Annotated in this window: 10 protein-coding genes; 2 read left to right on the top strand and 8 right to left on the bottom strand. The window is 52.4% G+C overall.

Annotated elements, in window-relative coordinates:
* Positions 1–197: hypothetical protein (locus NZ772_01515; GenBank protein ID MCS6812241.1), on the bottom strand; the 197-nt coding region annotated here is incomplete at its 3' end.
* Between the two features lie 387 nt (positions 198–584).
* Between NZ772_01515 and NZ772_01520 the strand changes: the two genes are divergently transcribed.
* On the top strand, positions 585–1,361 hold the full coding sequence (locus NZ772_01520) for a hypothetical protein (GenBank protein MCS6812242.1): 777 nt from the start codon (positions 585–587) through the stop codon (positions 1,359–1,361).
* Between the two features lie 138 nt (positions 1,362–1,499).
* Here NZ772_01520 and NZ772_01525 read toward each other — a convergent pair whose 3' ends face one another.
* The 3 genes from NZ772_01525 to trpA all read right to left on the bottom strand — a co-directional run bounded on the left by NZ772_01525 (position 1,500) and on the right by trpA (position 6,409).
* Positions 1,500–3,161 carry a hypothetical protein gene (locus tag NZ772_01525; protein MCS6812243.1) on the bottom strand — a complete coding sequence of 554 codons (1,662 nt, stop codon included), beginning with the start codon at positions 3,159–3,161 and terminating at the stop codon, positions 1,500–1,502.
* Positions 3,162–3,392: 231 nt separating this feature from the next.
* A complete protein-coding gene (locus NZ772_01530; GenBank protein MCS6812244.1) occupies positions 3,393–5,468 on the bottom strand; it encodes a protein kinase in 2,076 nt (691 codons plus the stop codon).
* Between the two features lie 137 nt (positions 5,469–5,605).
* On the bottom strand, positions 5,606–6,409 hold the full coding sequence (trpA, locus tag NZ772_01535) for a tryptophan synthase subunit alpha (GenBank protein MCS6812245.1): 804 nt from the start codon (positions 6,407–6,409) through the stop codon (positions 5,606–5,608).
* A 111-nt stretch (positions 6,410–6,520) separates the two neighbouring features.
* Here trpA and NZ772_01540 point away from each other — a divergent pair, with 111 nt between their 5' ends.
* A complete protein-coding gene (locus NZ772_01540) occupies positions 6,521–7,507 on the top strand; it encodes an NAD-dependent epimerase/dehydratase family protein (protein ID MCS6812246.1) in 987 nt (328 codons plus the stop codon).
* A gap of 9 nt (positions 7,508–7,516) precedes the next feature.
* Here the strand turns inward: NZ772_01540 and NZ772_01545 are convergent, their stop codons facing one another.
* The 4 genes from NZ772_01545 to NZ772_01560 form a co-directional block, all read right to left on the bottom strand.
* Positions 7,517–7,774 (bottom strand): gas vesicle protein GvpG, encoded by a 258-nt coding sequence (locus NZ772_01545; protein ID MCS6812247.1) that lies wholly within the window; start codon positions 7,772–7,774, stop codon positions 7,517–7,519.
* Between the two features lie 71 nt (positions 7,775–7,845).
* On the bottom strand, positions 7,846–8,439 hold the full coding sequence (recR, locus tag NZ772_01550) for a recombination mediator RecR (protein ID MCS6812248.1): 594 nt from the start codon (positions 8,437–8,439) through the stop codon (positions 7,846–7,848).
* A 37-nt stretch (positions 8,440–8,476) separates the two neighbouring features.
* Positions 8,477–9,472: a J domain-containing protein gene (locus NZ772_01555; protein ID MCS6812249.1), complete on the bottom strand. Its 996-nt coding sequence runs from the start codon at positions 9,470–9,472 to the stop codon at positions 8,477–8,479.
* 302 nt (positions 9,473–9,774) lie between these two features.
* On the bottom strand, positions 9,775–10,332 hold a 558-nt coding region (locus tag NZ772_01560), incomplete at its 5' end, for a Gfo/Idh/MocA family oxidoreductase (protein MCS6812250.1).

Consider the following 10,332-nt stretch of genomic DNA (forward strand, 5'->3'; position numbering starts at 1 on the left):
GTATCCAGCGCGTTAGTCAGGGCTGCAAACTGGGTTTGAGCGTTTTGTCCTGTGGTCATCAGGGCATTACGGAGCTGATCGAGGATTTGGTCAAGATTGTTGACCCGATCGGTGGCTAGTTTTACATGACCCGCCAATTCTTCTGAACGAGCTGCACTCTCATCAATCAGTTCATTAAGGGTTCTTAGAGTGGTCATAGGGTATTTACTCGGTAATGGCAGTTAAAAGAGTAAGAGGCTGGGTGCAACAACAGAAAACCAGATATTCTGTGTAGTTGCTTGCAGCTATATTCCCTATTGGGTTGATTTTTCAAGACTATGCAAAAGACGGAAAAAATTTAGGATGGCAGTTGGGGCGAGGTAAGACGTAGAGACTTGGGAAGAAATAGTATTCTCTATCTGTTTCCTATTTTTTTGTGTAGTAGCGCGGCAAGTTTTAGCTTATTGTTGGGTAGGGTGTGACAGGATGTTTTGATTGTGACCTAATTGTTGCCTACGTTATCCTAGCCTGCCGAGGCGCACGATCGTGCGGAATTTTTTGCACCATGGCTAAGCAGGCATTCATCACCAAGAAGGACTTTATTCATGACACTATTAAGGTTTGCCAGTGTTACGATCGCCTCCCTCGCCAGAACTGCTCTTGGTTTAGGCATCAGCTTGAGCATCATGGGCATAGAGCCTGTCGATGCTGCTAGTTTTCGCTTTTCCTACACCCTTGAAGCTGGGGATATTCTCAGTGGTACGTTAGAAGGCAATCTTCAAGGTGATGGCAACACAGTTGTGGTTTCATCCATTACAAGCCCTAGTTTTAATAATGTCCTTGGGCCTAGTCTGCCTGTGACTCGGTCTTTTGTGCAGGCTTTTCATTCGTTTGGTAGTTCTTCTGCTCCTGCAACGGTGAGCTTAAATGGCTTGGTGATGGATATTCTTACCTGTAGTAATGCTTTCTGCCTGAATGGGTTTGCGATCGATGGCGGTGGCACCCTATTTGGTTCACCAATCTACATTGCCAGTACTGCCTATGGCACCGGATTCTCTGAACCCTACAATCCGGCAAGGTGGCAGCTCACTCTCCTGACGCTCCTCCCGCCAAGTCCAACTCCTCCTGAGTCGAGTCCAGCCCCTCCTGAATCGAGTCCAACTCCTCCTGGATTGGTGGTAGTACCTCCTGAATCGAGTCCAACCTCTCCTGAGTTGAAGCCAACACCACCGGAATTGAGTCTTATACCTCCTGAATCGAGTCTAACTGAGCCTACGCCTGGAGCAGCAGCTATTCCTGAGCCGATGACGGTGGCTGGCGTGGCACTAGCTAGTTTAGGGTTGGCTTGTGCCCGTCGTTATCACCAAGCCCGAAAAAGCTAACTGAGATCTTGCACCACCCCCCCAATCCCCCCTTGCTAAGGGGGGAAACTCCTGAAACTCCCTCCCCTTGTGAAACTCCTGAAACTCCCTCCCCTTGCGAAGGGGAGGGTTGGGGTGGGGTTAGTTCTTGCACTCAGGTTAGACCAAGCGCGATCGCTGCTTTTTCACCTCTGTTTGAACATTGGTGAGCATTTTTTGGCGATTTTCAAGCTCCTGGAGTTGCTGTTGTAGAGTGTGTTGCTCTTGCTGGACATCTGCTTTGTATGCTGTCAGATAGTCCATCGCCCATTGCATCTGGTGTTGCATCTGCTCTTTTTCCTGGGCTAGCGCTTCTTTCAGCAGCTTCAACATGCGATCGAGGCTCATTTCAGCAAACTTGCGATAGTAGTCAAACAGTTGCTTACGGAGTTTAGCAGCGCCATCTTCTAACTTGATTTGGCTCTCGGCATGGTGTCCGCTAAATAGCCAGAGAAACAGTGGACAGAAAATTAAGGACAGCACCATGATCAGTAACCAGGGACGATCGGTTAATTGATAGAGGGGAGCTAACATACCCTGAATCAGGCTGCGTTTATTACTGCTACTCAAGCCAATCATACTGATAAAAGTGAAGAGGAACATTAGCCCCATCCACTGACTCCGGAGTTGGCGCATAATGTGGTGCCAAATGGAAACTTCTTTGTAGTAAAGCTCACAGGAAATCCCGGCAATGCTATCTTTCATCAACCGTTGAAAGGTGAGATGTTGGATGGTTGGGGTGAAGGTGGGACGATCGCTGCGATCGCCCGGAATTCTATGAATTGCCAAGTCAATGCGCTGTGTCAGTTGATCGATCCCTCCTGCATAGAGGCGTTGCCACTGTTCCAAAGCCCACTGTGCCAATCGATTATCACAAAGCTGCACCAAATCAAGGTTAATATCCAGCGATCGATGCAGATGACCAGCCTCAAGCTGGATGTATTGGCTGCTGCCTCGGCGAATCACTACCGGATGTAACGCATCTGTAAATGCCTGAATTTGATGCACCAAGCTGTAGCGATAGTAGGGATCAAGCAAGGTTTCCTTAGCTGGTTCGAGAGAAACTTCTAACTCCTTGAAGGTAGGGTCAAGGTGTTGCTGGAGTGTCCGTAGAGTTTGTTCAGCCTGAATTACATTCGTGAGGTCTGTGGATTGGGCAACCTGCGCTAGGGCTGATTGCGTGGACGCAATGGTAGCTGCCAATTGCTGATGTTCTGTCGCCAAAGCAGCAATCACAGCATCTAGTTGGAGCAGGCTTTGGGCAGTGACTCGCTTGAGTAACACCTCCTCTGGTTTACGCTTCACCAACGCTTCTAGGGTTTGGCATAGGGTCACGATCGTGGCTGGCACCTGTTCCGTAGACAGCGGAGAAACCACCTCACCCCGCGTGTTGGGATAGGTTGTGCTCGGTGGCAGAGTCCACTGCCAGTCATCAGCAGAGTCGGTCACTAGACACCAAACATCACAATGCCAATGAGGTTGTAGCTCCTCGATAGCCTGGATGCCAGGAGGCACAATGACCTGATGAAGGTCGTAGGCTTCAATCCAGGGACGATCGTGGCTCACATAAGTTATCACCGTCTCCGCCAGCTTTGGATCGTGGCTGGCAATGGTCAAAATGGGCTTGCCACGCTGAAGTTGCGGAATCAACAATTGCAGAGTTGCATAGGCTGCGGCAACCACAGGGCTATGGTCAGCGAAGTTGACGATCGCAGCACAACCATCAGTAAGACGCTGTACCAGCTTTTCTGTTTTAGGGGATGTAGTGGCTTGAGTGATCATGACAATCTACCTTAAATAAAATTTGGACGTAACTCCTGAGACTGCCCACCCTACGGGAAGCAAGCTACACCCCAAACCCTCTCCCAAGCTGGGAGAGAGGCTAAGCTTCTTGCTTGGTTCCCCTTGTATCTTGTAAGAAAGAGAGGGACTTTGATTAGTTTATTTGAATTACTTAAGAGGCTGGAGGATAAGGGTCAATCTACATCGGTGAGAGATATCTGTTGCCGATCGCTAGTAAACCTGCTGTCCAGAGGGCAAATCCCAGGCAGCAATCTGAGAGCCATCAGCCGCAAAGCTGAGCAGTGTGGAACCATCAGCCGCCAGTTTGATGGTATGCACAGCAACAGGAGTAGAGAAATTAAGAGGTATATCGGTCGCTGCTGTTAAATTCCAGACCTTGATGGTGTGGGTATCGCTGATGCTAATCATCCAGTGGTCATCAGGACTGAGAATGACTTGCAGAGGAGGAGCGATCGGTTCAGACTGGCGGGTTTGCAGTACAGGAGGTTGCTCTGGCGCGACAGCAGGACTGTCAGGTTGTGTTGTATTGGGCAAATTGGTAGCGATCGGCATCTCCTCAGTATCTGCTGGCGAGGGTTGCTCGGCAGCTACTTGTTCCACAAATGGCTCACTGATGGTTAAGTCAGTAGGCTCACTGATGGTTAAGTCAGCAACTAGTGTAGCTGTATCCTGAGGGTGAGTGACTTGAGTATCGATGGCTGGGGAATAGGTCGGTAAGGAGTAGCTATCATCAGCGATTACCATGGTGGGGTAGGGGTCTACAGGCATGGTTGCAGGGGCTTCCTGAGCCTGAGAGAGATGGATCGGTCTAGGCTGATTAGAGCTATTGGGTGTTCCAGTAGGTTCTGCGATCGTGGGTTGGCGCTCATCAGCCATTGCCATGATGGATAGTGTCTCCTGGAGGGGGTTACCAACCGCTGCGGCAGCGATCGTGGCATCTTGCACTGCCAGACGGTCTCCTTGGTTTTCCCTAATCGGCTCCGGCTGAGGAGTTTGGCTAGGGCTAGGAGTGACCACAGGTTTGTTAGTTGCTGGACTTGGCGTGGGGGGAGGGCTGTTAGGCTGCGATCGGGGAGAGGGCGATCGGACGAACTGTGGTTGTGTGGCAGGAACCAATGCTGGTCTGCCCCCAGAAAGATTTCCAGAGTCATCGCGTGGGCTAGAAGTATTGCGACTGGGTTGGTTAGATGCTGCTGACAGTTGCTTTAACATCGCTTCTCCAGAAGCGTTAACCTGCCCCATCACTGCCGTTGCGGGCTTACCGGGTAGGTTACACACCAAGCCAGCACAGGCTGATGCTACTAATGTGCCAAATCCTAGTCCCTTCAAAATGGGCGATCGTGTGAACTGTGCCGCCAAATCCGTGAGCATTGCCGCTGGTTGGGGTGTTGCTGCTGGCTTGGGCATTGTCGCTATAGAAGTCAGGAACAATGGGGCTTGTCGTAGTGCCGGAGATAGGGCGGGTGGTTGCTGGCTCTTTACAGAGAACACAGGAGTTACGGCACCAGTCATTTGGGTGCTGAGAGGTGTCAACTGTTCTAGAGCATCCTCGGCGCAAGTGGGGCGATCGCTGGGACAAAAGGCAACCATGCGGCTGAGTAATGATTCCAGCGATCGCTCCACGTGGCAATGCTGTTGCCAGCGAATTCCGCCTGTTTTAGCTTGCTGTTGCAACTCTTTGGGAGGTTGGCTTGTCAGCGCTTGGATAGCAATCATCCCCAAGGAATAGAGGTCGCTGGCAACGCAGGGGTAGCCCTGTCCCCGTTCTGGCGCAATGTAGCCGATCGTGCCCTGGCTTGCTCCGAACCCCGTGATCATCCACTGTTGGTCAGAGGATCGTTGTAACAAGCAGCCTGGATGCAGATTGCCGTGAATCACCTGTTGTTGATGACACACTGCCAAGATCGACAAACAGGCATAGAGTAGTTCATGAACCTGTTGCTCAGTCCAGCGCTGCCCAGATAGCAGGCGATCGCTCAACAACACACCTTCGACATAATCACAAACCAGATAGATATAGGGAGGAGTTTGCTGGTCAAGGGCTAGCAGGGTCAGGAGCTGAGGATGTCGCAATGCCTGGAGAATCCGCGCCTCTTCCCGTAGGCATCGCCCAGCGTCACTATCCGCCAGTGCTATGTTCACAACACATAACGGATTGTCAGGACGGTAAGGATCTTCAGCCAACCAGTGGCATGGATGGGTCATTGTATCCAGTTGCTTGACTAACCGATAACGGTTACTGACCTGTTGACCCGGTTGAAACTTGATAGGCGCTAGAGTAGACATCTGGGCACACTCCACATTTACGTCTACTCGCCTTTAGGGTCAGAAATTTTGAATTATGCAGGTTGAAATTTAAAGATTTGTAACTTCCCGCCAGTGCATACCCAATGTAGAGCTAGGAAGGAAGTCGTCACCTGAGGCTAGCGCTCTGGGGCGATGGCAATCTTGAGGGTGTGGCAAAATTCCCCGATCGCCTGTAGGCCCTGCTGGGGGGTGCCTTCCGCTAGGCGCTTCACAAAGGCACTGCCGACGATCGCCGCATCCGCGCCCCATTCCATCACTTGCCGAGCATGTTCCGGCTGAGAGATGCCAAAGCCCACGCCGATCGCTTTGTCCGTAACACTGCGAAGGTTGTAAAGCATGTCCTGCACACGACTTTCCATCTGGCTACGCATTCCCGTCACTCCAGTAACACTGACCAAGTAGATGAACCCCTGAGAGCGTTGGGCGATCGCGGTGATTCGTTCTGGGGGGCTAGTGGGAGCCACTAACAATATGACATCAATCCCTAAGGCGGATGCTGGCTCAATCAGAACATCTGCCTCTTCTAGGGGCAAATCGGGCACCACTAAACCCGCTGCTCCCGCGTCAGCAATTTGTTGCAAGAACGGCTCAATGCCCCGGTTGAGGATGGGGTTGTAGTAGGTGAACAAAATCAGGGGCGATCGCAGCGAGGGACTGACCTCCTTCACCATAGCTAACACGGCCTCTAGGCGCACACCCCGCGCCAAGGCACGGGTAGCTGCTGCTTGGATGACTGGCCCATCGGCTAGGGGGTCAGAATAGGGAATGCCCAGCTCAATTAAATCAGCGCCTCGATCGTCCAACACTCGTAACGCCGCCGCCGTGGTTGCCAAGTCAGGATCACCAGCCGTAATGAAGGGGATGAGGGCACATTGACCCCGATCGCGCAGGCGGTCAAAACAGTGAGAAATTCTGGACATAGGGCATATGCAGACACAAACCTTCAGAGTTTACAACAAATCCACTAGCGTTTTGCTAACAGGGCAAATTGACGGTACCCTAAGGCTGGAACCGTTAGGCAAGGGGCAAGCATGACGACACAGGTATTGGTGACAGGTGGCACAGGCTTTGTGGGTGCTAATCTAGTGCGCTTGCTGTTGACCGAGGGGTATCGGGTGCGTGCCCTTGTGCGCCCCAGCAGTCGCCTAGACAACTTGCAGGGACTAGACGTGGAGATTGTGAAGGCAGACCTAACCGATTCCCAACTGGTGGATGCCTTACGGGGCTGTCGATTTTTGTTTCATGTGGCGGCTCACTATTCCCTTTGGCGGCGCGATCGTCGAGCATTGTTTCAAACCAATGTGCTGGGTACCCGCAACCTGTTGGCAGCCGCTCGCCAAGCCGGGATAGAGCGCACGGTCTACACTAGCTCTGTGTCAGCGATCGGGGTAGGGGCACCCGGTGTAGCTGTGGATGAGCGCCACCAGAGTCCAGTGCATCAGTTGATTGGAGCCTACAAGCAATCAAAGTTTTGGGCAGAACAAGAGGCCAAGGCTGCCGCCCAAGCAGGTCAAGATGTGGTGATTGTCAACCCCGCAACCCCGATCGGCCCTTGGGATGTGAAGCCTACCCCTAGTGGCGACATCATCCTGCGCTTCCTTCGACGGCAAATGCCTGCATATCTGAACACCGGCCTAAACGTTATCCATGTGCAGGATGTGGCTTGGGGACATCTGCTAGCTCTGCATCGGGGCAAATCTGGCGATCGCTACATCCTAGGCCACCAAAACCTGTCCTTAAAGGAACTGTTGGATAGGCTAGCAGACCTGACAGGAATTCCAGCACCCCGGCGCACAATTCCAGCGTGGATTCCCCTCAGTGTAGCTTGGGTAGACGAGTGCTTGCTAGCTCCGCTGGGAAAGGAACCCTCAGTGCCGATCGACGGTGTACGCATGGCCAGCCAATTGATGTATTACAACTCGGCCAAGGCGGTGCGAGAATTAGGATTGCCCCAAACGCCAATTATGACTGCTTTGCAGGATGCCGTTGCCTGGTTTAAAGCTCATGGTTATGTCTAGAGCTTGGCTCTACAGGTCGTCTTCCTCGGCTTGGCGACGACGATCCTCTAGCTCCTGAATAGCCAGCAACAGTTCCTCCTCTTGGGCCTCAAATTCATCTTCAGAAAGTTCCCCCATGTCGTAGGCCAGTTGTAAGGCTAGCAAGCGCTTTTGCAGGTTTTCCTTGTCATCTAGCTCTGCATCAACCCGCTCTTGGATCTTTTCTGCAATCCAGGTGAGGCCATCGATCGGGGCCGTAATAGGGGCCAGTAAAAGGCGAAGAATCATAGACGTGATGCTGCCACAACAGCTATAGCTCTGAGGCTATAGTAGCAAACTTACCTCTAGGTGCAGTGACACTAGTCTAAGTCGCGGCGGCCTTCTAGTGCTCGGGCTAGGGTGACCTCATCGGCATATTCCAAGTCGCCCCCCATGGGTAACCCAAAGGCAATACGAGTAACGCGGGTGAAGGGTTTTAGCAGTTGTCCGATGTATAGGGTTGTGGTTTCACCTTCCACACTGGGAGCAATAGCCAAAATTACCTCTTTAATCTGCTGCTTGCTGACCCGCTGAACGAGGGGGGTAATGTGGAGTTGCTCAGGCCCAATGCCATCCATGGGGGAAATTAGACCACCAAGGACATGATACTTGCCTCGATATTCACGGGTGCGCTCGATCGCAATCACATCCCTAGAATCTGCTACCACGCAAATCGTATCAGCATCCCGGTTAGGTGCGCGGCAAATCTCACAAATTGGCTCAGCCGACAGGTGAAAGCACTCTGAGCACAGCCCTACGTTTAGGCGGGCATCCATCAATGCTGAGGCTAGCTCTCGCACCTCTGCCTCAGGCCGCTTGAGCAAGTACATGGCCAAGCGCTGCGCTGTGCGGGGGCCAATGCCAGGCAAGCGCTGAAGCTGTTCAATCAAACGGGCAAGGGGACGAGTGTAAATGGCAACAATCTCCGCTGATAACTGGATGCATTAGTGCTCAGTAGGGTAAATCTGCCCTGGGATTAAAGGTTTCCACTTGGCGCAGCTTCTCGTAGAGGTCACGCTCGGCAGGTGAGGGGTCTTTGGGGGTCACTAACTGCAACTCTACGATCTGGTCACCCCGTTCACCATCATCTCCAGGATAGCCACGATTGGCAAGTCGCAGGCGTTGTCCATGGCGTACTGCCGGAGGCACGGTCATTTTGACGGGGCCGTCTAGGGTTGGCACCTGAATTTGTCCACCCAGTACGGCTTCGCTGGGGGTGATGGGCACCTGACAGTAAATGTCGATGCCATCTAGCCGATAAAACTCATGGGGAGCAATATCAATCTTCAGGAACAGGTCTCCGCCGTTCACCCCCTGTCCCTTGAGTCGAATGCGCTGACCGGGCACCATAGCTGGCGGCATGGTTACTTCCAGCGATCGCCCATCTTCTAGGCGAATGCGTTCTCGACCACCCAGATAGGCCCGCTCCAGGGGCACTGTCAGCCGAGCTTCAGTATTTCTGGGAACCGAGCGAGGCACTGTGTAAGCTGTTTTGGTAGTGCCGGGACGATAAGCTTCCCGATCGTCAACTACCCGCGAACTGGCGGTTGCTCTTGCCGTTGCCGTGGCTGCACTGCCCCGCTCATACTGCCGTCCCAAAAGTTGGTCTACGAAGGTATTGAAATCAGGGTACTCAGCAAAGTCCATCGAGGCAGAGCCACGGGCCGATCGACCAGTGGGCACCTTGCCATTACTGCTGCCCTTCGTCTGAAAGCCTGGTTGCCGCCAATAGCGACTAAACTGCTCATACTGTGCCCGTTTCTCTGGATCTGATAGCACTTCATAGGCTTCACCGACCATTTTGAAAGTTTCCTCGGCTGCCTTATCACCAGGGTTTAGGTCAGGGTGATACTTACGCGCCAGCCGTCGGTATGCCTGTTTGATATCCACTTCAGAGGCGTTGCGAGCAACCCCTAAGATTTCGTAGTAATTTCGGAAATTCCGCATAGAATCCAACAGGTAGTCGGGCAAGCCATCAAATACGCCTAGCAGCTACTGAGATTAACTCCTGAGCAAGCCAAGTAATAGTACACAAGGCTATAACACAACGCACCAGTCACCTAACCTCAGCAACCGACCCTGGGCAAGGATGGCTTATCATTTACACCTCATTATACGTGGAGAGTTGACCAGCTAAACAGTACGGCTTACCACATCAAAACCAGGATCTTAGCCAATGATCCTAGCCGCTCAATTGAGGGAAGGACTTGTGAAGTCTAGGTGCTTCAAACCTCATACCCAGTCAGTTGTTAGGCAATCGCCACTGGGGCTAGCTCTAGGGGCACGGCGTGGTGCCACTCAGTGCCATCAAGTGCCATTTGCTCGATCGAACTGGCGATCCGCAGGGCTTTGAGTGCCTGTTCACCCCCTACAGAAGGCTGGTTGCCAGCCCGCACACAGGTAACAAAGTGCTCTAACTCTGCGTGCAGTGGCTCAATGTTGCTGGTGTAAACTTTCTCGATCAGTCCATCTTGACGATAGAGCACCTGCCCATGGTCAGTCTGGTAATTGGCACTGATCTGACGATAGATCAAAATCTCATTTCTAAGGAAATCTACTTCAGTTAGGGAATTTTTGCAGTGGGCAGCAATGCGCCGAATTTTGCGGTGGGTGACTTTGCTAGCCGTCAGGGTAGCGACAATGCCATTAGCAAACCCCAAGGTGGCAGTTACGTAGTCTAGGTAGCCAGAGTTGCTGGCTCGGCTGCCACTAGCCGTTAGTTTCACAACGACTGAGCCTGCCATTTCTAGCAACAGGTCAATGTCGTGGATCATCAGGTCGAGTACGACAGACACATCATTGGCCCG

It is taken from the genome of Cyanobacteriota bacterium (assembly GCA_025054735.1).
GTDB lineage: Bacteria > Cyanobacteriota > Cyanobacteriia > SKYG9 > SKYG9 > SKYG9.

Excerpts from the sequence above, each read along its gene's own strand:
- NZ772_01530 (MCS6812244.1), bottom strand. The coding sequence starts at position 5,468 with ATGTCTACTCTAGCGCCTATCAAGTTTCAACCGGGTCAACAGGTCAGT.
- trpA (MCS6812245.1), bottom strand. The coding sequence starts at position 6,409 with ATGTCCAGAATTTCTCACTGTTTTGACCGCCTGCGCGATCGGGGTCAA.
- NZ772_01545 (MCS6812247.1), bottom strand. The coding sequence starts at position 7,774 with ATGATTCTTCGCCTTTTACTGGCCCCTATTACGGCCCCGATCGATGGC.
- NZ772_01555 (MCS6812249.1), bottom strand. The coding sequence starts at position 9,472 with ATGCGGAATTTCCGAAATTACTACGAAATCTTAGGGGTTGCTCGCAAC.
- NZ772_01540 (MCS6812246.1), top strand. The coding sequence starts at position 6,521 with ATGACGACACAGGTATTGGTGACAGGTGGCACAGGCTTTGTGGGTGCT.
- NZ772_01525 (MCS6812243.1), bottom strand. The coding sequence starts at position 3,161 with ATGATCACTCAAGCCACTACATCCCCTAAAACAGAAAAGCTGGTACAG.
- NZ772_01520 (MCS6812242.1), top strand. The coding sequence starts at position 585 with ATGACACTATTAAGGTTTGCCAGTGTTACGATCGCCTCCCTCGCCAGA.